Origin of the sequence: Cellulomonas fengjieae, from assembly GCF_018388465.1 — a bacterium.
Lineage (GTDB): Bacteria > Actinomycetota > Actinomycetes > Actinomycetales > Cellulomonadaceae > Cellulomonas > Cellulomonas fengjieae.
Map to the genome: position 1 here is coordinate 2,035,071 of NZ_CP074404.1, position 22,496 is coordinate 2,057,566.

The 22,496-nt window shown below is 73.2% G+C and carries 21 protein-coding genes; 3 read left to right on the forward strand and 18 right to left on the reverse strand.

Translation table 11 applies throughout. The features are described 5' to 3' along the window. Positions 1-2: 2 nt before the first annotated feature. The 13 genes from KG102_RS09455 to KG102_RS09515 form a co-directional block, all read right to left on the reverse strand. Positions 3-2,849, reverse strand: coding sequence for a LysM peptidoglycan-binding domain-containing protein (locus KG102_RS09455; protein WP_208289876.1), 2,847 nt, complete (start codon positions 2,847-2,849; stop codon positions 3-5). Continuing rightward, positions 2,846-3,247, reverse strand: coding sequence for a pilus assembly protein TadG-related protein (locus KG102_RS09460; protein WP_208289875.1), 402 nt, complete (start codon positions 3,245-3,247; stop codon positions 2,846-2,848). Before KG102_RS09460 ends, KG102_RS09455 begins: the two co-directional genes overlap by 4 nt. 50 nt (positions 3,248-3,297) lie before the next feature. Then, positions 3,298-3,678: a TadE/TadG family type IV pilus assembly protein gene (locus KG102_RS09465; protein WP_208213345.1), complete on the reverse strand. Its 381-nt coding sequence runs from the start codon at positions 3,676-3,678 to the stop codon at positions 3,298-3,300. 53 nt (positions 3,679-3,731) lie between these two features. Then, positions 3,732-4,163 carry a TadE family protein gene (locus KG102_RS09470; protein WP_256440274.1) on the reverse strand — a complete coding sequence of 144 codons (432 nt, stop codon included), beginning with the start codon at positions 4,161-4,163 and terminating at the stop codon, positions 3,732-3,734. Then, the gene (locus KG102_RS09475) at positions 4,160-4,411 is read right to left on the reverse strand and encodes a hypothetical protein (protein ID WP_208213343.1); all 252 of its coding nucleotides are present in this window, start codon (positions 4,409-4,411) and stop codon (positions 4,160-4,162) included. The genes KG102_RS09470 and KG102_RS09475 overlap by 4 nt, the downstream gene beginning before the upstream one ends. Before the next feature lie 63 nt (positions 4,412-4,474). After that, positions 4,475-5,395, reverse strand: a complete 921-nt coding sequence (locus KG102_RS09480; protein ID WP_208289874.1) for a type II secretion system F family protein — start codon at positions 5,393-5,395, stop codon at positions 4,475-4,477. After that, positions 5,392-6,237, reverse strand: a complete 846-nt coding sequence (locus KG102_RS09485) for a type II secretion system F family protein (RefSeq protein WP_243884753.1) — start codon at positions 6,235-6,237, stop codon at positions 5,392-5,394. Before KG102_RS09485 ends, KG102_RS09480 begins: the two co-directional genes overlap by 4 nt. Continuing rightward, entirely contained in the window at positions 6,237-7,547 is a 1,311-nt protein-coding gene (locus tag KG102_RS09490; protein WP_243884752.1) for a CpaF family protein, read from the reverse strand. Before KG102_RS09490 ends, KG102_RS09485 begins: the two co-directional genes overlap by 1 nt. After that, complete coding sequence (locus KG102_RS09495) at positions 7,547-8,323, reverse strand: P-loop NTPase family protein (protein WP_208213340.1); 777 nt, start codon at positions 8,321-8,323, stop codon at positions 7,547-7,549. The genes KG102_RS09490 and KG102_RS09495 overlap by 1 nt, the downstream gene beginning before the upstream one ends. A gap of 1 nt (position 8,324) precedes the next feature. Next, on the reverse strand, positions 8,325-9,053 hold the full coding sequence (locus tag KG102_RS09500) for an SAF domain-containing protein (protein ID WP_208213339.1): 729 nt from the start codon (positions 9,051-9,053) through the stop codon (positions 8,325-8,327). 147 nt (positions 9,054-9,200) lie between these two features. Then, positions 9,201-10,274 (reverse strand): Rv2578c family radical SAM protein, encoded by a 1,074-nt coding sequence (locus tag KG102_RS09505; protein ID WP_208289873.1) that lies wholly within the window; start codon positions 10,272-10,274, stop codon positions 9,201-9,203. A 31-nt stretch (positions 10,275-10,305) separates the two neighbouring features. Continuing rightward, positions 10,306-11,652, reverse strand: coding sequence for a histidine--tRNA ligase (gene hisS, locus KG102_RS09510; protein WP_208289872.1), 1,347 nt, complete (start codon positions 11,650-11,652; stop codon positions 10,306-10,308). A 42-nt stretch (positions 11,653-11,694) separates the two neighbouring features. Further along, positions 11,695-12,411: an MBL fold metallo-hydrolase gene (locus KG102_RS09515; protein WP_208213336.1), complete on the reverse strand. Its 717-nt coding sequence runs from the start codon at positions 12,409-12,411 to the stop codon at positions 11,695-11,697. Between the two features lie 163 nt (positions 12,412-12,574). Between KG102_RS09515 and KG102_RS09520 the strand changes: the two genes are divergently transcribed. The 3 genes from KG102_RS09520 to KG102_RS09530 all read left to right on the forward strand — a co-directional run bounded on the left by KG102_RS09520 (position 12,575) and on the right by KG102_RS09530 (position 15,911). Continuing rightward, positions 12,575-13,339 (forward strand): peptidylprolyl isomerase, encoded by a 765-nt coding sequence (locus KG102_RS09520; RefSeq protein ID WP_208289871.1) that lies wholly within the window; start codon positions 12,575-12,577, stop codon positions 13,337-13,339. Further along, the gene (locus KG102_RS09525; RefSeq protein ID WP_208289870.1) at positions 13,336-15,231 is read left to right on the forward strand and encodes a DUF349 domain-containing protein; all 1,896 of its coding nucleotides are present in this window, start codon (positions 13,336-13,338) and stop codon (positions 15,229-15,231) included. The genes KG102_RS09520 and KG102_RS09525 overlap by 4 nt, the downstream gene beginning before the upstream one ends. Positions 15,232-15,350: 119 nt before the next feature. Continuing rightward, positions 15,351-15,911: a hypothetical protein gene (locus KG102_RS09530; protein ID WP_208213334.1), complete on the forward strand. Its 561-nt coding sequence runs from the start codon at positions 15,351-15,353 to the stop codon at positions 15,909-15,911. A 2-nt stretch (positions 15,912-15,913) separates the two neighbouring features. On the opposite strand, the gene KG102_RS09535 is transcribed toward KG102_RS09530, so the two are convergent. The 5 genes from KG102_RS09535 to yajC form a co-directional block, all read right to left on the reverse strand. Further along, positions 15,914-18,238, reverse strand: coding sequence for a RelA/SpoT family protein (locus KG102_RS09535; protein WP_208213333.1), 2,325 nt, complete (start codon positions 18,236-18,238; stop codon positions 15,914-15,916). Positions 18,239-18,339: 101 nt separating this feature from the next. Then, a complete protein-coding gene (locus tag KG102_RS09540; protein ID WP_208213332.1) occupies positions 18,340-18,918 on the reverse strand; it encodes an adenine phosphoribosyltransferase in 579 nt (192 codons plus the stop codon). After that, positions 18,915-20,009, reverse strand: a complete 1,095-nt coding sequence (gene secF, locus KG102_RS09545) for a protein translocase subunit SecF (RefSeq protein ID WP_208213331.1) — start codon at positions 20,007-20,009, stop codon at positions 18,915-18,917. The genes KG102_RS09540 and secF overlap by 4 nt, the downstream gene beginning before the upstream one ends. Continuing rightward, complete coding sequence (gene secD / locus KG102_RS09550) at positions 20,009-21,859, reverse strand: protein translocase subunit SecD (RefSeq protein WP_249667262.1); 1,851 nt, start codon at positions 21,857-21,859, stop codon at positions 20,009-20,011. The genes secF and secD overlap by 1 nt, the downstream gene beginning before the upstream one ends. 129 nt (positions 21,860-21,988) lie before the next feature. Further along, positions 21,989-22,408, reverse strand: coding sequence for a preprotein translocase subunit YajC (gene yajC, locus KG102_RS09555; protein ID WP_249667264.1), 420 nt, complete (start codon positions 22,406-22,408; stop codon positions 21,989-21,991). Between the last annotated feature and the right edge of the window lie 88 nt (positions 22,409-22,496).

The following is a 22,496-nucleotide window of genomic DNA, read 5'->3' on the forward strand; positions in this document are numbered from 1 at the left end:
CCTCATGCGGAGCCCTGCAGCCGGGAGTCGAGCGGTCCGGGCGCGAGCTCCTCGAGCAGCGCCACGGTGGGGGCGCCGATCTCGGTGACCCCGGCAGAGTGCAGGGTCATCTCCATCTCGGCGGCGACCGAGCGCACCTCGTCCGCGCCGCCGGTGGCGAACGCCGCACGCAGCACGTCGCGCCACAGCACCTCCTCCGTCGGCGCCACCGCCAGTCCGGCCCACGCGGCGGCGCGGGCACCGGCCGGGTCGTCGTCGTGCGAGCAGATGACGGCGAGCCGGTGGGCCGCGTCGACCAGCAGGTCGCGCGCGGCGCGCTCGACCCGGACCCGCGCGATCCACGCGTACCGGCCGGGGGGACGGCGGGCGAGCACACCGCCCTGCACCAGCCGCAGCGCGGCCATCAGGTCGCGCCGCTCCTCGGCCTCGCTGGTCCGCGTGCGGGACCGGGCGGCCAGCGTGCAGACGACGTCCCAGTCGAGCACCACGTCGGGCCCGAGGACGAGCTTGCCGTCCTCGCGCTTGCGCAGGTGCGGCACGCCCGACCGGTCCGTGCCGAGCCAGTCGCGGGCGCGCTCGATCGTCGCGTCGCGCACCGCGGCGGTCACGCCCCGGGGCCACAACGCGGCGCCCAGGACCGTGGGGTGCACACCCTCCGGCTGGAGAGCCAGGTGCACGACGAGCTCGGTGCACAGGCTCACGCGCTCGGCGTCGAGCGGGTGGGGTGCGGTCACCAGCGGCGTGCCGAGCACCCGAACGCGCACCGGCGCACCGGCCAGGTCGGCCGGCTCGACCGGACGCAGGACGACCGGGGGGACCGGCCGTGCGACCTGCTCCTCGTTCCGGGCGACGCGCGCCGGGTCCACGACGGCCGGCGGCTCCTCGGTCAGGAGCTCGGCAACGGCCGCGGCGAGCGCCGGCGTGAGCCGGTTGGCCCGGACCGACACGTCCAGGAGGTCGACCGTCAGCGAACCGGCGCTGTCGACCTCCAGGCGCCACCGGGCACCGGGCAGGTCACCCGCGCACACGACACCGAGCGGTGCCCGCAGGGTGGTGCCGGTGAGCCGGAGCAGGTGGTCGACGGTCGCCGGGTCCGGCGGCGTGCCGAGCACGACGTACTCCGGCACCCAGCCGCTCTCCCCCGCGCGCCGCAGCCGTCCGCTCAGGACGTCGCCGCCGATGAGGTCCACCTGGCGCTCCGCGAGGGCGGGCAGGACGTCCGAGGCGGTGCGCACGGACCGGTAGCGTCGCGGGCCGAGCGCCGTGAGGCCGCCCGGCAGGTCCACGCCGGTGACCCGGACGTCGTCGGACCACCGGTTGGTCGCCAGCTCGGCGGCGATCGCCGCGACGACCTCGGCGGCGACCACGGAGTCGCCCACGACGCTGATCGGGCCCTGCGCGGCCTCGAGGTCGACGAGGACGTCGGCCCCCGACGAGTCGCGTCCGAGAGACACGAGTCCCGGGAACGGCGCGACGGCCTGCCGCGGCACCGGTGCGCGGTCCCGGCCGGAGAGCACCCAGCGGGCGCCGTCCTGCTCGGCCACCCACGGCGCCGGCGCGTCAGCCACGGCGGGCGCGAGGTGCAGCGTGAGCGCTGCGTCATCGACGACGGCCGCGTAGACCGGCGGCAGGTCCCGGCCCGCCTCGCGCAGCGTCGCGCCGAGCGTGCGGAGCGCGCCGTCCAGCCGGGTGGCGCGCTCGGGGTCGGCGCCCACGCGCAGGGCGACCTCGGCCTCGACGGCCGCCTCGGACGGCTCCGGGGTCCGCCGACGTCGCCGCAGCTGGTCCACCGCGACCACGAGGCCGGCGGCGAGCAGTCCCGCACCGAGCAGCCCGCCCAGGTCGACACCGCCACGCCGCTCGTCGAGCGTCGCGGTCGCGGTCGCGGACTCGGTCGCCGTGCTCGCCTCGGCCGTCGCCGGTGCCGGCGTGGTGGGTGCGACGGGGGCCGGAGCGGGGGCGACCTGAGGTGCCGGCGCGGTCACCGCGGTGACGCGCTCGACGCCGACTGCGTCCTCGGGCATCACGAGGAGCCAGTTGGGGTAGATCAGTCGCGCGAGCGACAGCTCATGCCCGTCGGGCTGGTCCCGTCCCTTGTTGAGCTCGTAGATCTCCTGGTAGCGGCGTCCGTCACCGGTCGTCCGCTCGGCGATGTCCCAGAGGTTGTCGTGGTACCGGCCGTCGGGGGGCTGCACCACGTACACCCGCTTGCCCACCAGCTCGGCGCCCTCCTCCGCGCTGAGCACCATGTCACCCAGGTGATAGGTCACCTCCCCTACGGCAGCCGTCTGCTCGACGGGCGCCACGGCCTGCGGCGCGGGCTCGCTGACCTGCCCTGCGACGGCGGTGGACGTCACCGCGGTCGGCGTGGCCAGGTGCTCCGCGACGCTCGGGGCGACCGCGGCGGTCGCCTGGCCGGCGGCGGTGACCAGCAGCAGGACGGAGGCGACGAGGACGCGCGCGGCGCGCTGGCTGGGACCGGCGAGCGGCACACGGGTGGGGAGCCCGACGCCCCGCAGCGCGGAACGGAACTCGACGGCCACGCACACCGTGAACTGCAGCCAGGCCAGCCAGACGACCCAGACGAGCACGCTCAGGAGCTGGGCGGCGCCCAGGGTGCCGGTGAGCTGCTCGCGGGTGGGCAGCGAGGTCGGCAGCTCGGGAACGCCACCGAGGGCGATCAGCGCCACGGGCACGCCGACCACGAGGCCGAGCAGCAGCAGGGCCGACCCGATCGAGGAAACCCGCGACGGGCGGCTCTCGGTGGGCGCGGCCTGCAGGAACCGCTCCGGCCCGCGCTCGGTCGGTGCCGGCCGGGCCGGGCGGTCCGGGTCCAGGTGGGTACTCATGGTGCTCCCGCAATCTCGGAGTCGATCCCGACGGCGGCGCGAGCAGTCGCACCGCCGGTGACATGGAACGAACGGATCAGGACGAGCGACAGCAGCTGTGTCGGCACGTCCTGCTCGATGTCGACGCGGACCCGGTTCGCATCCGCGTCCGCGACGATCTCGTCGGGCGCGTAGCCGCGCACCAGGAGGAAGTCCTCTGCCGCGGACTCGGCCGCGGCGGGGTCGATCCGCACCTCGCCGCTGCCCCGCAGCGCAGCCAGGTCCAGCTGGTTGGCGCCCGCGCGGGCGGCCTGCTCGGCGTCGTCGGACAGGGCGGCCCGGGCGTTGACCGCGCGGCCGCCATCGACCACGAGCCCGGCGACGACCATGAGCATGACGATCAGCCCGATGACGTACACCGACGCGGACCCACGGTCGTCTTGCCCGATCCTGCGCCGGAGCCGGGCCATCACGGCGCACCAGTCCGGCGGTAGAGGTCCAGCGGTGCCGAGCTCGACGCCGTGACGTCGGCCGTGCCGGTCAGACCGATCAGGCCGAGGTTGGACCACGAGACCGTGCACGCGAGCTCGACGGTCACCGTGCCGCCGGCGACGAACGCCCCGCGCAGCTCGGCCGGCGCGCAGACGAGCGAGTCCGGTGTGCTGGCCTGCGCGGCCGACTGTGCCGCGGCGAGGGCGCTCGGCTCGTCGCGCTGCAGGGACGCGGCACGCACGGCCTCGCGCGCGGCCGCCTGCGCGTCACCCTCCGTGGTCACGTAGCGCCCGAACGCCACGATGAGCACCATGACGAGCACGAGCATGGGGACGAGCACGACGATCTCGACGGCCATCGACCCCTCCTCCGCTCCACGCCCGACAGTGCGGCGCCCGCGCGTCCTGGCCGTCACAGGTCCGGCCGGAACGTCTCGACGGGGCCCTCGACCTCGGCGCGCACCCGAGGGGCGAACCCGGGCACGAGCTCGACCGATCGACCGGTCACGGTGGCCCGCACCCGGTCGTCGCCGAGGAGCACGACGTCGACGGTCACGTTGCGCAGCGCATTGCCCCCCACCACCGTCGCGTACTGCCTGCCCTTCGCCTCGCCGTCGTCCAGGGACTGCGGGGTCCCCCCGCCGATCCGCGCCTCACGGGCGGCTTCCCGCGCCACGACGCCCGCGATCTCCTGCCCGTGCCAGGTCAGCGCGAACTGCACGATCAGGAAGGTCACCAGCATGAGGATCGGCGTGTACATCACGAGCTCGATCGACGAGGCTCCCGCGTCGCCGGAGAACCGGGGGGCGCGGGCGCCAGCGCGCCTGCGCCCCGGCCCGGTCACGTGTCGCCGCCTCCGCCGCCACCGCCGCCGCCACCCGGTGCGTCGGGGATGTCGATGCTCTCCGCCTGGTCGTTGACCATGTTGTAGATGACCAGGCCGACGGCCGCGGCCAGCGCGACGAGGACGCCCGTGATGATCACCCACTCGATGGCCGAGGCGCCCAGGTCCTTGGTGCTGCGGGCGCGGTCGATCCGTCGTCTGAGCTCGAACGCGAGGAAGCCCCACGGGGTCGTCAGGTCGTGATGCATGGTCCGGTCCTTTCAGTGTCAGCAGATGGCCGCCGTCGGGCCGAGACGTCGCGGTCGCGCACGCTACAGCCCTCCGAGCACGGTCACCAGCGCGGGGTACATCAGGAAGATCAGGAAGCCGACGCAGAGCAGAAGCTGCGCGACCATCATCGACTGCGAGCTCTCTCCGGCACGACCCTCCGAGTCGGACAGCTCCCGCCGACGCATCGAGCCCGCGCGCGCCGCGAGCGACTCACGCACCCGTGCACCGTCCTCCGCGACGAGCGCGAGAGCGGCGGCGAGGTCACGGAGCTCGTCGATGCGCAGCTCCGTGCCGAGGTCACCGAGCGCGGACCACGGGGTCTGCCCCCGCAGCCGCGCGGTGCCGAGCGCATCACGGATGCGGATCATCGCCCAGCCGTCGCTCAGCTCCGAGGCCGCCTGGAGCGCCTCGGGCACGCCGCGCCCACCGGCGAGGCTCATCGCGACGAGGTCGAGGAACGACCCGACGACGTGCCGGAAGTCCCGCCGCCGCGCTCGGGCCTTGCCGCGCACGACGAGCGTCGGCACCGCGGCGGCGATCATCGCGACCACGATGCTCGCGACGGCCGGGACCGGCACGGCCAACGGCACCCGCACCAGGAGGAGCAGCACCGAGACGAGGACCGGCGCGACGAGCCCGACGACGGCGGCGATCACCGTGGAGGCCAGGTGCAGGTCGAGCGGGCGGCCGACGACCGCCAGGTCGGAACGCAGGCCGCCCAGCTGGATCCCCGAGCCGGCGAGCGTGGCGGCGGAGCGCCGGCCGAGGTCGTGCACCCACCCGGGGCCCGACGCGGCGGAGGGGTCGACGGCCAGGATGCCCGCACGCTCGCGAGCCTCCGTGCGCTGCAGGTCGAGCCGGGCGAGGGCCGCCCCGGGTCGACGACCGGGCGGTGCGACCACCAGGACGATCAGGAGGAGGCCGAGGCCCGCGACCGCTCCTCCCAGGAGCGCGCCGATCATGCGTCCTCCTCCACCACGAGGAACCGACGCGGCGTGTCGATCCCGGACAGCCGCTTCATCCAGAAGAACCCGCCGGCGAAGCACGCCACCACGACGAGCAGGACCACCTGGCCGGTCGGCGAGTCGTACGGCGCCACGTAGGACGGGTTCACGATGGTGAGCAGGGCGATCACACCCACCGAGAACGCCATCACGATCTGCGAGGAACGACGGGTCGCGGAGCGTCCCGCCGTGACGCGCTGGCGCATCTCGAGCTCGGCACGTGCGGCCTCCGACAGGGACGTCAGCACCTGGCGCAGACCGGGCCCGCGCAGCTTGGAGTTGAGGATCAGGGCAGCCACCACCATGTCGGCGCTCGGGTCGTCGAGGTCGTCCGCGAGCCGCCGGAGCGCGACCGCCAGCGGTGTGCGGACGCGCAGCCGGTCCACCACCATGCGCAGCTGGGGGCGGATGGCCGGGGAGGCGGCGTAGGCCGTCGCGGGAATGGCCTGCTCGAGCCCGACGGCACCGGCGATCGTGTCCCGCAGCGACTCGGTCCACGTCGCGAGCCCCTCGAGCCTGGCCATCGCCTCGCGCTCCGTCTTGGCGCCGCCGAAGAGAGCGGGCGCGGCGAGGACCAGCGCGGCGGACGCCACCGCGGCGACGGGCCACGCCGTCCCGACCAGGACGACCAGGCCGACCCCGATCGCGATCAGCGTGCGGCGCCCGAGGCGCTCGACCAGGTTCCGTCCGCCCGCCACGCGCGGCGGGCGGTGCGTCGGTCGCATCGCCGCCACGAACAGCACGATGCCCCCACCGATGACGCCGCCCATCACGATCATGAGAACGGTGGTGCTGGACATCACATGCTCCGTGCGTCGGCGAACGACTGCGTGTAACCGACCGCCGCGAGCTCGTCGATGCACGAGATGGGCGCAGCGGCCGTCGCGACCCCGTCGGGGCCCGGCGCGAAGATCTCGCTCGACAGGACGCGCCCGTCCACGCCGTTGACCTCACGGATGCTCGCGACGTAGCGCCGCAGGCGCCCACCCTCGTGGTAGTCGTTGTGCTTCTGCACGAACACCACGAAGTCGATGGCGCCGGCGATCAGCATCATCGTGGCGTCGACCGGCAGCCGCTCGGCGGACTGGATGGCGTACGTCGAGATGCGGTTGAACACCTCGATCGAGCTGTTCGCGTGGATGGTGGACAGCGAGCCGTCGTTGCCCTGGCTCATCGCGTTGAGCATGGTGACGATCTCGTCGCCCAGGACCTCACCGACGATGACCCGGTTCGGGTTCATGCGCAGGCTGCGCCGGACCAGCTCGGCCATCGTGATGGCACCGAGCCCCTCGGAGTTGGGCAGCCGCTCCTCGAACGAGACCACGTTCGGATGCAGGTCGGGGAACTCGCCCAGCCCGAGCTCGAGCGCCCGCTCGACCGTGATCAGCCGCTCGTGCGGCGGGATCTCGTTGGCGAGCGCACGAAGCAGGGTCGTCTTCCCGGCGTTCGTGGCGCCGGCGATCATGATGTTCTTGCGCGCCATCACGGCCGCCGACAGGAAACCGGCCACGTCGGGGGTCAGCGAGCCGAACCGGACCAGGTCGTCGAGGTGCACCCGCGAGAGCCGCGAGCGGCGGACCGAGATCGCGGGCCGCGAGCACACGTCCATCACCGCGGACAGGCGGCTGCCGTCGGGCAGCCGCAGGTCCAGCTGCGGGTTGGCGGAGTCAAACGACCGGCTGGTGAGCCCCGAGTACGCGCCGAGCACCTGGACGAGCTCGACGAGCTCGTCGTCCGAGTCTGCGATGGGCAGCCCGCGCTCCTCGCGGCCGTCGGCGAACTGGACGAACACCTGGTCGAACCCGTTGATGTCGATGTTCTCGATCTGCGGGTCGTCCAGGAGCGGCTGCAGCCGGCCCACGCCGTAGAGCGCGGCGTGGATGCCTGCCGCGATCTCCTCCTCCTCGGCGGGGGTGGGAGGCGTCCGGGCCGACGCGATCTCGCCGCGGGCGTGCGCGTCGAGCACCCGGCTGATGACGGCGCGCGCGAACTGGCGCTCGTCCTCCGCCGACATCGGGGGCAGGCCGCTGGCGGCGTCGTCGCGGCGCTGCCGGGCGAGGATGTCCGCGACCTCCTCGCGGAGCCGGCGGACGAGGGCCTGGTCGAGCATCAGCGCACCACCATCCGGGGCTGGCGTGTGTCGGCGAGCGACCGCACGGAGTCGACGAGCGAACGGGTGGACCGCACCAGCAGCGACCGGTCGATGCCGCGGGAGAGCCTGCCCCCCACGACGTCAGCAGCGCGCGGGTCGTTCGCGACCGTCCCGAGGACGTGTGCGGACAGCCCGCTGTGGGCGAGGAGCGCGGACAGGTCCTTCGAGGACCGGGAGTCGCGCGCGTCGGTGACCACGACGACGCCGACGGGCGGCGGCTGGCTCCCCGCGTTCTCCATCGTGGCGATCCAGGTGAGCCGCTCGCGCAGGTGTGCGTAGGACTCGACGTGGGGTCGGACGACGAAGACCAGCACGTCCGCGGCAGCCACCACGGGCGTCACCGGGCTGCCGAGGGTGAAGCGCCCGACGTCGGCGACGACGGTGCCGACGTGCCGGGTCAGCATGGTGCCGATGGTCCCCCAGACGGGGCCCATGCCTGCCACCTGCTCCGGACGCTGCACGCCACAGAGCACCTGCAGCCCGCCGTCGATCTCCTGCAGGTGCGGCTCGAGCGACATAGCGGCAGCCCCGCGCCGGGCGTCGACGGCGAGCGAGAGCAGCCCGCGCTCGGGGTCCAGCGGCTCCTGCGTCGCCGTGCGCGCGACCAGGGCGACGTCGCCGCCCGCGGGGTCGGCGTCGACAAGGACGGCCTGCGTGGGCCAGACCGACGCGAGCACGCGTGCGGTCGTCGTCACGCCGGGCGCCCCCTTGGCGGAGGCCATCGCGACGAGCACGTCAGCTCCCCTCGTCGATCGGCTGGCCGCGGGTCACGAGGATCACCGAGAGGTCGCCGGACGACGCGACCGCGGCAACCTGCGGCGCGTCGGCGGTGTCCACGATGAAGGTCGCCGTGATGCCGGATCCGGCGCTGCCCGCGGTCGTCGCAGCACCCTTGTTGCGGGTGGCGCTGACCAGGGCGTCCGGGACGAGCACGCGACCCGCGGCGTCGGTCACCGCGACGAGCTGGACGATGTCTCCGGGCTGCAGCCCGCTGGCGGGCATCCGGCCGGGCTCGATGTCCGCACCCACGGCGACCATGCCGTCCTTCAGAGGCCCGGAGTCACCGAGCATGGACACGTCGAGGAGCTGCCCCTCGGACAGCTTCACCCGCGCGTACTTGCCCACGACGTCCGCCATCTGCGAGGCGGGCACGAGCAGGGTGCCGTCCGCGGCCACCGGCACGCTGTGCAGGTCGTCCTCACCGATCTGCGAGCCGGCGGCGACGTCCTTCGAGACGGCCAGCATCGGCACGCGCTCGTCGGCGCGCAGCGCGAGCAGCCCGGCCACCGCGGCACCGCCGACGATGAGCAGCACCGCGAGGGCGGCCAGCATCGGACGCCGCTCACGGGGTGCGGGCGGCAGCCGGTCGCTGCGGGCTCCGGTGGCGGAGATGCCCCGGTCCTCGCGTGCGCGGCGGCGGTCGGTCACGTTGTCGCGCGCCTGGGCGCCAGTCGGGCTCGTCATCTGGGAGTGTCACACCTCGTGTCGGACGGACCCGACACCTGCCGGGACGACGTGAACTATAAGGCGAGACCTGCGGCGGCCGCCGCGTGGGCCGCCCCCGTGGGCCAGACATCACCCGCAGGTCCCGTGCGGTGCGGACGTGGGGCCCTAGAAGAGCACCGGCTGGGCGGCCGCAACCGTGGGCTCATGCACCGTGAGCAGGCCGGACGCCAGGCTCCCCGCCGGGTAGGTGCCCTCCCCCGCCGGCCCGTCCCGCCTCGTGCGGTGGCCCGACGAGTCCGCGAAGCCGTGCCGCACGAGCAGCGGCCGGACCCGCTCGTCGAGCCACCGCACGTACTCCCGAGGCGCGTACGCCCCGCGACCGTAGAGCTCCTCGTAGCGGGGCACGAGCGCCGGCGCGTGCTCCCGGAGCCAGGCGAGGAACAGCGGCTTGACGGGTCCCCGGAGATGCAGAGGAAGCACGGTCACCCCGGTCGCCCCCGCGTCGGCGAGGTCCCGCAGGAGGGCGTCCAGCTGGGCGCGGTCGTCCGTGAGCCACGGCAGGACCGGTGCGACCATGACGCCGCACGGCAGACCCGCCTCCCGCACGGCGCGGATGAGGTCGAGCCGAGCGCGCGGCGTCGGCGTCCCGGGCTCGACCGCCTGCTGCAACGACTCGTCCCCGACGGCCAGCGAGACGCCGATGCCCACGGGCACCGCCCGCGCCGCCTCGGCCAGCAGCGGCAGGTCCCGGCGCAGCAGGGTCCCCTTGGTCAGGATCGACAACGGGGTGCCGCTGCCCGCCAGCGCCTCGATGATCCCCGGCATGAACCGGTACCTGCCCTCGACCCGCTGGTACGGGTCCGTGTTGGTGCCGAGAGCGACGTGCTCGCGCGCCCAGGACCGGCGGCCCAGCTCCGCGCGCAGCACGTCGACGACGTTGGTCTTCACGACGATCTGCGTCTCGAAGTCCCGCCCGGCCCCCAGGTCGAGGTACTCGTGGGTGGGCCGCGCGAAGCAGTACGTGCAGGCGTGCAGGCAGCCGCGGGTCGGGTTGACGGTCCACCGGAACGGCATGCGGGACGCTTCCGGCACCTTGTTGAGCGCGCTCCTGCACGTGACCTCGTGGAAGGTCACGCCCGCGAACTCGGGGGTCCGCACGCTGCGCACCAGCCCGGCGAGCGTCAGCCCGGGCAACGCGTCGGTGTCGTCCGTCCCCAGCTTCTGGCCGTCCCATCGCATGCCCTCATGCGAACACGTGTTCGAACGACTGTCAAGCAGGAACCACGCGGGGCCACAGGTCCGCCTCGGCCGGCGCCCACGTCGCGGCGTCCGCGTCGACCTGCTCACCCGAGCGGATGTCCTTGACCTGGTCCGCCCCGTCCTCGCCGACGAACCACACGAACGGGATGCCGCGGCGGTCGGCGTGCCGGATCTGCTTGCCGAACTTCGCGGCGGACGGAGCCACCTCGACGGGGATGCCCCGCGCCCGCAGGGACGCCGCGACCGCGTCGGACCGGTCCCGCGCCTCCTCGGCGCTCACCGCGACGAGGACCGCACTGGGCACCGACCGCGTGGTGGTCACCAGCCCGCCGCCGATGAGCCGCGACACCAGCCGGGACACCCCGATCGACAGGCCGACCCCGGGGTACGTGTTCGCGCCGTCCGACGCCAGCGTGTCGTAGCGGCCACCGGAGCAGATGGAGCCGAGCTGCTCGTGGCCCACCAGCACCGTCTCGTAGACCGAGCCCGTGTAGTAGTCGAGGCCGCGCGCGATCTTGAGGTCCGCGACCACGACACCGGGTGCTCGCGCGGCGGCGGCCCGCAGGAGCGCGCCCAGCTCCTCGAGCCCTTCGTCGAGGAGCTCGTTCGACGTGACCGCGAGGTCCCGCACCCGGGCGACCACCGTCTCGTCCGAGCCGCTGATCGACGCGAGCTCCAGGCACGCGCGCGCCTGCGCCTCGTCGGCCCCGGCCTCCTCGACCAGCAGCGCGGCGACGGCGTCGGCGCCGATCTTGTCGAGCTTGTCGATGTTGCGCAGCACGGCGTCGACGTCCGTCAGCCCGAGTCCTCGGTAGAAGCCCTCGGCCACCTTGCGGTTGTTGACGAGGATGCGCACCGGCGGCACGCCGATCTCCCGCAGCGCGCCGAGCGCCTCGGCCATCACCAGGGGCAGCTCGACCTCGTAGTGGTACGGCAGCGCCCCGGCGCCCACCACGTCGATGTCCGCCTGGACGAACTCGCGGAACCGACCGTCCTGGGGACGCTCTCCGCGCCACACCTTCTGGATCTGGTAGCGCCGGAACGGGAACGCCAGGTGACCGGCGTTCTCGAGTACGTAGCGCGCGAACGGCACCGTGAGGTCGAAGTGCAGCCCCAGGGTCCCCGCGCGGTCCGGATCGACGCCGGCGTCCTCCTGCAGGCGGCGCAGCACGTAGACCTCCTTGGAGGTCTCGCCCTTGCGCAGCAGCTGGTCGAGGGGCTCGACCGCCCGAGTCTCGATGCCGGCGAAGCCGTGCAGCTCGAAGGTGCGGCGCAGCACGTCGAGGACGTGCTGCTCGACGAGGCGCCCGTCGGGCAGCCACTCGGGAAATCCGGACAGAGGGGTGGGTCGCGCCATGGGGCCCGATCCTTCCAGACCCTCGGGGCGCTCGAGGACCGGCTAGAGACGCTGCAGGTACGGGTTGTGCGCCAGCTCGCTCGAGATCTCGCTCGTCGGGCCGTGCCCGGGGACGACGACGGTCCCGGGCGGGAGCGTCGCGACGACCTCCCGCAGCGTCCGCTGCATCGTGGCCTGGTCACCGCCGGGCAGGTCGGTGCGTCCCACGGAGCCGGCGAACAGGACGTCACCGGTGAACGCGAGGTCCTCGACGAGGTACAGGGTCGACCCCTCGGTGTGGCCCGGTGCGTGCCGGGCGACGATCCGCAGCCCGCCGAGCTCGAGCACCGAGTCGGCGGAGCGGACGTCGTCGACGCCCCCGAACGGCTCCACCCGATCCGGCGCCGCGTAGCGCGCCGGGTCGACACCCGTCGCCACCAGGGCCTGCGCCAGCGGGCCGGACGGATCGTGCGTCGGCGACCCCGACGAGCCGAGCAGGCCCAGCGTGCCGAACGGGTCGGCGAGCCGGTAGGCGTCGGCGGCGTGCAGCAGCACCGGGACGTCGAGCGCCGCCGACAGGGGTCCGGCGTCCCACGTGTGGTCGACGTGGCCGTGGGTGGCCAGGACAGCGGCCGGGCGCAGGCCCCGCGCCCGGACCAGGCTCAGCACCTCCTGCATGACGCCCGCGCCGGCGTCGATGACGACGCACGACCCGTCGTCGTCGACGAGCACGCTGCACCGGGCGCCGAAGACGGCGGACACGAGGGTGATCACCTGCATGGCAGGCACGGTAGTCCTCCTGCGTGTCCGAACTCTGACGTCACCCGCGCCGCCGCTGGTGGTCGGTCTCCCAGGCTTGCCTAGACTGTCCCGGGTCCCCTACATGCAGTGCGGCTGGCGGACGACCGGAGCCGCACACCGCGACGACGCAAGGAGCGTGTGCGTGTCCACCAAGAGCGAGCGTGAGTACGAGCGCCGCCGGTACGAGAAGTGGCAGGAGCGCCAGGCCAAGGCCCGCGCCCGTCGCCATCGTCAGCGCGTCATCGCCGGCAGCATCGTCGGCGCCCTCGTGCTCGCCACCGGTGTCGTCGCGGCACTCGCGCTCACGAACGACGACACGCCCGCCGCCGCACCGACGCAGTCAGCGCCCGCGCCGGACGCCGGGCAGGTCCCGGACCCGTCGCTGGCCGAGGGCCGCACGTGGACCGGCACCCTCGCGCTGTCCCAGGGTGAGATCGGCATCGAGCTCGACGGCGCCGCCGCGCCCCAGGCGGTGGCCAACTTCGTCAGCCTCGCCGGGGACGGGTTCTTCGCGAGCACGAAGTGCCACCGTCTCACCGAGGAGGGCATCTTCGTCCTCCAGTGCGGTGACCCGACAGCGCTCGGCACCGCGGACCCCACCACGGGCGGCACCGGCGGACCCGGCTACAGCTGGGGACCGATCGAGAACGCACCGACGGACGACGTCTACCCGGCGGGAACCATCGCCATGGCGCGCACCGGCGACGACGGCAGCTCCATGGGCAGCCAGTTCTTCCTGGTGTACAAGGACTCACCGATTCCCGCAGATGCTGCGGGTGGCTACACCGTGTTCGGCCAGATCACGTCCGGCATGGACGTGCTGCAGGCCATCGCCGACGCGGGCACCGTCGAAGGGACCACGGTCCCGGTGTCCGACGTCATCATCGAGGGAGTGAACATCCAGTGACGCAGACCCCGACGTCCGGACCCGTGCCCGAGCAGCCCGAGGCACCCGCCGTGCCCGACGAGCGCGACGCTGCGGCTCCCGACACGGTCGCACCGGACGCTCCCCCGGTCGACACACCCGGCGAGGTGGCCGGCGCGCCCGAGGCAGCCGCCGAGGACACCTCCGAGCCGGAGGCAACCCCCGAGGAGACCACCGAGCCGTCGGCAACCCCCGAGGAGACCACCGAGCCGTCGGCAACCACCGAGGAGGCCACCGAGCCGGAGGCGACTCCCGACGAGGCCGGCGAGTCCGTGGCGCCCGCCGACGACGCCACCGACGCCGGGGCCGCTGTCGAGGTTTCCACCGAGACCGAGGCGGCTGCCGAGGCGACCACCGAGGCCGAGCCGCAGACGGATGCGTCCGGCGCCGCGGAGCCCGCGGAGCCCGCGGAGGAGCCCGCCCCCGCGGAGACCGCACCGCAGACCGAGTCGGCCACGGAGTCGCCGGTCGACGCACCGGCTCCTGCGGCGCCCCCCTCGGGCGCACGGCCCGTCCCGCGTCCCCGCCCGGTTCCGCACCCGCCCGCCCACCCGGCCCCCACGGCCGCGGCGAGCGTCCCGGCCGCGCCGGTCGCCCCGCCGCAGGACGCCGCCGAGGCAGCCCACGCCGCCACGTTCGGCAGCGTCGACGAGGAGGGCAACGTCTCCGTGCGCGAGGCGTCGGGCGAGCGCGTGGTCGGGCAGTACCCCGGCGCGAGCACGCAGGAGGCTCTCGCGCTCTACGTGCGCCGCTTCCTGGACCTGCAGGCGAAGGTCACGCTGTTCGAGGCACGCCTGACCGCTGCGGACCTGTCGGTCAAGGAGATCGACCAGACGCTGGCCAAGCTCACCGAGGAGGTGGCGGAGCCGGCGGCCGTGGGCGACCTCGACGGGCTGCGCAGCCGCCTGGAGGCGCTGCGGGTCACCGCGGCATCGCGCCGGGCCGCCGCCGAGGCGGAGCGTGCCGCGGCACGGGAGGCCGCGGTCGCGGCTCGCACGCAGATCGTGGAGCAGGCCGAGAAGATCGCGTCCACGGATCCGGCGCGTATCCAGTGGCGCCCCGCGGGCGAGCAGCTGCGTCTCCTGCTGGACCAGTGGAAGGAGGCCCAGCGCACCGGTCCGCGTCTGGACCGACCCACGGAGGAGTCGCTCTGGAAGCGGTTCAGCCACGCGCGCACCACGTTCGACCGCGAGCGTCGGCACTTCTTCGCCGAGCTCGAGCTGCGCAACGCGTCCGCCAAGCAGGTCAAGGAGAACCTCGTCGCCGAGGCCGAGCGCCTGCAGTCGAGCACCGACTGGGGTGCCACGGCGGGGGTGTTCCGCGACCTCATGACGCAGTGGAAGGCCGCGGGACGTGCCAGCCGCGCCGACGACGACGCCCTGTGGGCCCGCTTCCGGGCGGCGCAGGACGCCTTCTTCGCCGCCCGGGACGCCCAGTCGGCCGCGACGGATGAGGAGTTCCGCGCCAACCTCCAGGTCAAGGAGGCGCTGCTCGCCGAGGCCGAGGCGCTCGTGCCCGTGACCGACCTGGCCGCGGCGAAGGCCGCCCTGCACCGGATCCAGGACCGGTGGGAGGCCGCGGGCAAGGTGCCGCGTGCCGACGTCCAGCGGGTCGAGGGCCGCCTGCGCGCCGTCGAGACCGCCATCCGGGACACCGACCAGGCCCAGTGGCGGCGGACCAACCCCGAGACCCGTGCGCGGGCCGAGGGCGCGGCGGCGCAGCTCGAGCAGGCCATCGCCGGGCTCGAGGCCGACCTCGAGCGCGCGAAGGCGGTCGGCGACGCACGCAAGATCGCCGACGCGCAGGCCGCACTCGACGCCCGCCGTGCGTGGCTGGAGCAGGTCCAGCGCGCCGCGCAGGACGCACGGGGCTGACGGGCTGACCTCACCCCCAGCGGTCGGACCAGGCCCTCGCCCACCGGGCGGGGGCCTGGTCCGTCCACAGATCCCCGACGAAGGCGCTGTCGGCACCGACGAGCGGCCATGCTGGCCCGGTGAGCACCCGCCTCGACGCGTACCGCGCGGTGCCACCGGTGCTGCCACGCACGGTGACCCGCGACGACGTCGGCGCAGCGGCGTGGTTCGGGCTCCTGCGCGACGGGGTCGTGCGGGTGGTGTGGGGCGACGTCGCCATCGCGGCCGACCTGCCCGACACCCCGGAGCTGCGGACGCTCGCCCTCGCGCCGCTGGTGCCCGCCCGCGGCGTCATCGGCCGGCGCACGGCGGCGTGGGTGCACACGGGGCTGTTCCCGCCGGTGCGCGTCGAGGTCCTGGTCCGCACGGGCGGGCGCCGGACGGACCCGCACCCGGAGCGGGTCGCGGCTGAGGCGACCCTCGCGCCGGAGGACGTCGTGCGGGTCGGTGGGCACCAGGTGACGTCCGTGCAGCGCACCGGCCTCGACCTGGCCCGGATGCTGCCGTACCCGGAGGCCGTCCCGCTTCTGCGGGCGCTTCAGGGCGTCGGGCTGGACCCGACACGCGCCCTCGCGTCGCTCGACGCGTTCCGCGGTCAGCGCGGGGTCCGCCGGGCGCAGAGCACCCTGCGCGGCCTCTGAGGTCAGGCGCGGATCGCCGGCTCCTCGGCGGCCTTGGCCCCCGTGATGCGGTAGACGTCGAAGACGCCCTCGACCTTGCGCACGGCGGCCAGCACGGAGGCGAGATGGGAGGGCTCGGCCATCTCGAACACGAACCGCGACAGCGCCACCCGGTCGCGCGACGTCGAGACGGATGCCGACAGGATGTTCACGTGCGAGTCGGACAGCACGCGCGTCACGTCCGAGAGCAGGCGGCTGCGGTCGAGGGCCTCGACCTGGATCTGCACCAGGAACATGGACGAGCTGTTGTGGCTCCAGTCGACCTCGACCATGCGCTCGGGCTGCTCGCGCAGGCTGGCGACGTTGATGCAGTCGCTGCGGTGCACGCTGACGCCGGAGCCCCTCGTCACGAAGCCGACGATCTCGTCGCCGGGCACCGGGGTGCAGCACTTGGCGAGCTTGACCCAGATGTCGTCGACGCCCTTGACCACCACCCCGGGGTCGCCCGTGCGCACCCGGCGCTGCGTCTGGCCGGGCCGAGCGACCTCGGCGAGGTCCTCCTCCGCCGCGGGCTCCCCACCCATGGACTGGACGAGCCGCTGCACGACCGTCCCGGCGGACACCTGGCCCTCGCCGATCGCCGCGTACAGCGCCGAGACGTCCGCGTAGCGCATCTCGTTGGCGAGTGCGACGAGCGACTCGTGCGAGAGCAGGCGCTGGATCGGCAGGTTCTGCTTGCGCATCGCCTTGGCGATGGCGTCCTTGCCGTGCTCGATCGCCTCCTCGCGGCGCTCCTTGGAGAACCACTGGCGGATCTTGTTGCGCGCGCGGGGGCTCTTGACGAAGCCGAGCCAGTCACGCGACGGGCCGGCCGTCTCCGACTTCGACGTGAACACGTCGACCACGTCGCCGTTCTCCAGCGACGAGTCCAGCGGCACGAGCCGCCCGTTGACGCGCGCACCCATGGTCCGGTGGCCCACCTCGGTGTGCACGGCATAGGCGAAGTCGACCGGCGTGGAACCGGACGGCAGCCCGATCACGTCGCCCTTGGGGGTGAAGACGTAGACCTCGGACCCGGCGATCTCGAACCGCAGGGAGTCGAGGAACTCGCTCGGGTCGGCCGTCTCCTTCTGCCAGTCGACCAGCTGCCGGAGCCACTGCATGTCGTTGCCGGAGGCGTCCTTGTCGGACTTCTCGGAGCTCTTCGCGCTCTCCTTGTACTTCCAGTGCGCCGCGACGCCGTACTCCGCGCGCCGGTGCATGTCGTGCGTCCGGATCTGGATCTCCACCGGCTTGCCGCCGGGGCCGATCACGGTGGTGTGCAGCGACTGGTACAGGTTGAACTTCGGCATGGCGATGTAGTCCTTGAACCGCCCCGGCACCGGGTTCCACCGCGCGTGCAGCGCGCCGAGCGCCGCGTAGCAGTCCCGCACCGAGTCGACCAGGACGCGCACCCCGACCAGGTCGTAGATGTCCGCGAAGTCGCGACCGCGGACGATCATCTTCTGGTAGATCGAGTAGTAGTGCTTGGGCCGGCCGGTCACGGTCGCGCGGATCTTCGCCTTGCTGAGGTCCGCACCGACCTGCTCGCGGACGGTCGCCAGGTACTCCTCGCGCGCCGGTGCGCGCTCGGCCACCAGGTGCACGATCTCGTCGTAGACCTTCGGGTACAGCGTCGCGAACGACAGGTCCTCGAGCTCCCACTTGATCGTGTTCATGCCGAGCCGGTGGGCCAGCGGCGCGTAGATCTCGAGCGTCTCGCGGGCCTTCTTCTCCGCCGACGCCGCGGCGACGAACTTCCAGGTCCGGGCGTTGTGCAGCCGGTCCGCCAGCTTGATGACGAGCACCCGGATGTCACGCGACATCGCGACGACCATCTTGCGGACCGTCTCGGCCTGCGCCGCGTCGCCGTAGGTGACCTTGTCCAGCTTGGTCACGCCGTCGACCAGCATGGCGATCTCGGGTCCGAACTCGCGACGCAGCTGGTCCAGCGAGTAGTCGGTGTCCTCCACGGTGTCGTGCAGGAGTGCCGCCGCGAGCGTCGAGGGCGTCATCCCGAGCTCGGCCAGGATCGTGGCGACCGCGACCGGGTGGGTGATGTACGGGTCACCGCTCTTGCGCAGCTGGCCGCGGTGCGCCTTCTCGGCCACCACGTACGCCTGCTCGACCACGGCCAGGTCGGCCTTGGGGTGGTTGGTTCGCGCCGCCTGCAGCACCGGCTCGATTGCCGGGAAGGCGGCGCCGCTGCGGGCGCCGAAGCGGCCCAGGCGCGACCGCATGCGGCTCGACGGGGAGTCGCCGGGTGTCGACGGGACCCCGGACTCGGGCGTGCGGACGTCCTCGCTCATCACACCCCCTCCCACGGTCGAGGCGACAGTCTACGACCGCGCGCGAGCTGGGACGTCCACGGGACGGCAGGGCACCGCGCACGGCGTCGTGCCGAGTGTCGTCAGGGAACGGCGACCAGGACGTCGACGGGGTGCCCCGCGAGTCGCTCGCGACCGCCCAGGGCCTCGAGCTCGACCAGGAACGAGAGGCCGACGACGTGCGCACCGCACCGCTCGAGCAGCGCGACCGTGGCGGCCGCGGTACCACCGGTCGCCAGCACGTCGTCGATGACCAGGACGCGGGCGCCGGCGGGGACCGTCGCGGGGTGGATCTCGATCGTGGCCGTGCCGTACTCGAGGTCGTAGGACTCCGCGGCCGTCGGCCCGGGCAGCTTGCCGGCCTTGCGCACCGGGAGCACCCCAGCGCCGAGCGCGACCGCGACGGGCGCAGCGATCAGGAACCCGCGCGCCTCCATGCCGGCGACCAGGTCCACCGGCCCGTCCACGCGGGCGGCGATCTCGGCGATCACGGCCGCGAACGCCGCGGCGTCCGCCAGCAGGGGCGTGATGTCCCGGAACATGACGCCCGGCTTCGGGTAGTCGGGAACCAGGCGCACCAGCTCGTCGATCCGGCGCAGCACGTCGGCCCGCGAGACGGGTGCGCCGACCGGCGCCACCGTCACGCGCTGTGCCTCGGTCATCGCTTGCGCTTGGGCTGCGCGGCGAAGCCCTGGTGCGCACCGGGCTTCAGGGCACCGACCGCCACGCGGACCTGACCGGCGGGCTCGAGCTCGTCCTGGCCGCCGGCGGCGCGTGCGGCGCGAGCCGCCAGGACCTTCGCGGTGTGCTCCCGGATCGCCGGCTCACGCTCGCGCAGGGCGACCTCGACGGGCGTCGCGATGAAGACCGACGAGAACGTGCCGATCAGCATCCCGACGAAGAGGGCCAGTGCGATGTCCCGCAGCGTCCCCGCGCCGAGGATGAAGGCGCCCACGAACAGGATGGCGCTGACCGGCAGCAGGGCGACGACCGACGTGTTGATCGAGCGCACCAGCGTCTGGTTGACCGCCAGGTTGGCCTTCTCGCTGTACGTGTAGCGCGACTGCTGCAGCGTGTCCGCGGTGTTCTCCCGGACCTTGTCGAACACGACGACCGTGTCGTAGATCGAGTACCCGAGGATCGTCAGGAACCCGATGACCGTCGCCGGGGTGACCTCCCAGCCGACACCCGCGTAGACCCCGACCGTGATGATCAGGTCGTGGAACAGCGCGATGAGCGCGGCAGCGGCCATCCGCCAGTTGCGGAAGTAGAGGGTCATCACGACCGCCGCGAGCAGCAGGAACACCACGATGCCGGTGATGGCCTTCTGCGAGATGTCCTTGCCCCACGACGGGCCGATGAACGAGCTCGTGACGTTCGTGGCCTCCTCCACGTCGTACGCCGCGGCGAGGGCGTTCTTGACCTCCGTCACCTCGTCGTTGGTGAGGGTGGAGGTCTGGACCCGCAGCGCGCTGTCACCGACGGTCGTGACCTTCGGCTGCTCGTCGGGCGAGACGGCGAGGACCGTGTCGATGGCGAGCTGCTGGTCCGTGTCCGAGACGCCGGAGACCACGAACTCGGAACCGCCGCGGAACTCGATCCCCGGGTTCAGGCCCGGGCGGACCAGCAGGACCGCGGAGATCAGGACGAGGACCGCCGAGATCGCGAACCAGATCTTCCGGCGGCCGACGATGTCGTACGACCGACGGCCGGTGTAGAGGTCGTTGCCCCACTGGGCGAAGCCGGAGGCCATCAGTGCTCGTTCCCCTCGGTGCGCCCGGACTCGGGCTCGGACTGCTGGCTGGCGTCGACCGGCGCGTCCGCGGCGGCCTTCTGCTCGGCGGCGCGTGCCGCGGCCCGGCGCTCGGCGATCGTCAGACCGCCCCCGCCACCGCCCCCGGCGCCGACTGCGACCGGGACACGGGTCGTCGTCTCGGACTCCAGGGCCGCGTCCTCGACGGGCGCGTCCTCGGGCGTCGCCGAGCCGGAGACCACGCGTCCGCGGCCCACGTAACGGGTTCCCGGTGCTCCCAGCCGCCGCGGGTCCAGGCCGGAGAGCCGGTGCCCCTGGCCGAAGAACTTGGTCCGGGCGATGAGCTGCATGATCGGGTGCGTGAACATGAAGACCACGATCACGTCGATCAGGGTGGTCAGACCGAGGGTGAACGCGAAGCCGCGGACGCTGCCCACGGCGAGCACGTAGAGCACGATCGCGGCCAGGAAGTTCACCGCGTCGGACGCCAGGATGGTGCGGCGGGCCCGCTCCCAGCCGCGGTCGACCGCCGCCACGAGCGTGCGGCCCTCGCGCAGCTCGTCACGGATCCGTTCGAAGTACACGATGAACGAGTCCGCGGTGATGCCGATGGCGACGATCAGGCCGGCCACACCGGGCAGCGAGAGCCGGTAGCCCTGCGTCCAGGACAGCAGGGTGATGACCCCGTAGGTGAGCAGCCCTGCGACGACCAGGGAGGCCACGGTCACCAGACCGAGCGCCCGGTACTGCAGCAGCGAGTAGATGACGACCAGGCCGAGCCCGATCAGACCGGCGAGCAGGCCCTTCTCGAGCTGCTCGGAACCGAGCGTCGCCGAGATCTGCTCCTCGCTCTCCACCGTGAACGTCAGCGGAAGCGAACCGAAGTTGAGCTGGTTGGCCAGGCTGGCCGCCGTCTCACGCGTGAACGTGCCGGAGATCTCCGCCTTGCCGTCCGAGATGATCACGCCGGTGTCCAGGCTCGGGGCCGAGATCACGAGGCCGTCGAGCACCATCGCGAACTGGTTCTGCGGCGGCGTGCCGGCCAGGCTCTGCAGACGCGTCGTGACGTCGGTGAACTGCGTGGTGCCCTTCGAGTCGAACGCGATGTTGACGACCCACTGGTTGGTCGTCGCACCGGTGGACGTCACTCCCAGGCCCGAGCTCGCGCTGGAGATGCGCGCACCCTCGATCTCGACCGGACCAAGGATGTACTTCGCGCTGCCGTCCTGGCTGCACGTGACGAAGGCCTTGTCCGGGTCGCCGTTGACGCCACCGGTCAGGTTGGCGGCGTCGGTGCAGTCCAGGGCGTCGAACTGGGCCTGGACCGCCGGGGTGATGTAGTACGCCGCGTCGCTCGGGGTGTCGGGCGCCGCCTTCGCCGGCTCGTCCGAGGGCTCCTCGGCTGCGGCGGTCGGCTCGGGCGTGGCGGCCGGCGCCGCCGGGTCCGTACCCGCCACGGACTCGGTGGGCTCCGGCGTCGGGGTGGTGTCCGTCGGCGTCGGGTTCCCGATGGCCAGCACCGGGCGGAAGGCCATCTGCGCCGACGTGCGGACCAGCTCGAGCGTCTCCTCGCTGGGGTTGCCCGGCAGCGCGACGACGATCTTGCCGCCGCTCTGGCTCGTGATCTCCGCCTCCGCCACGCCGGACGAGTCGACGCGCTGGCGGATGACGTCGATCGCCTGCGTGATCGACGCCGAGGTGACATCCTCGCCGCTGTCCGCGACCGGGGTCAGCACGATCTGCGTCCCGCCCTCGAGGTCGAGCGCGAGGTTCGGCGTCAACGACGCGGTGGACCACTTGGTCCCCGCGGCGATGCTGCCGAGGAGCGCGAACACGAGGACGGCGAGCACGACGAGCGTGCGGACGGGCCTCTGGCGGCGTGTAGGAGGAGCCAACGGAGTTCTTCTCTCGTGCGCGCACCGGCCGCGCGGGCGGCCGGTGGGGTCGAGGTCCGGGCGTCGTCACCCGGACCGAACGGTCTACTTGGTGTCCGGCTCCCCGTCCTTGCGGACCGGAGGCAGCGTGGACAGGTCGTCCGGGACGTCGATCACGTCGTCGTTCGCGCGGCTGATGCGGTCGGCATCGGTCACCACGGTGTCCTCGTCAGCGAGCTCGTCGACCTCGTCCGTCTCGTCGTCGATCTCCTCGACCGGCGGCTCGATCTTCTTCGCGATCGCGGCCCGGATCCAGCGGGTGTGGGCGCCGGGGCTCGACTCGAGCGTGATGACGTCGTCCTCGACCGCCACGACGGTGCCGAGCAGACCGGAGGCCGTCATGACCTCGTCTCCGGGGACCAGGTTGTTCCGGAACTCCTGCGCCATCTTCTGCTGCTTGCGGGTACGGCTCGACATGAGCCAGAGGGCGCCCAGGGCGATGGCCATGATGATGATGAGTTCCACTGCAGTACAGCTCCGATCGGGGTGGTGTGTCCGCCGCAGTCTAGGCGCAGCGGCTCGCCGCTCCAACGCATGGAGCCGCCCGAGGGTT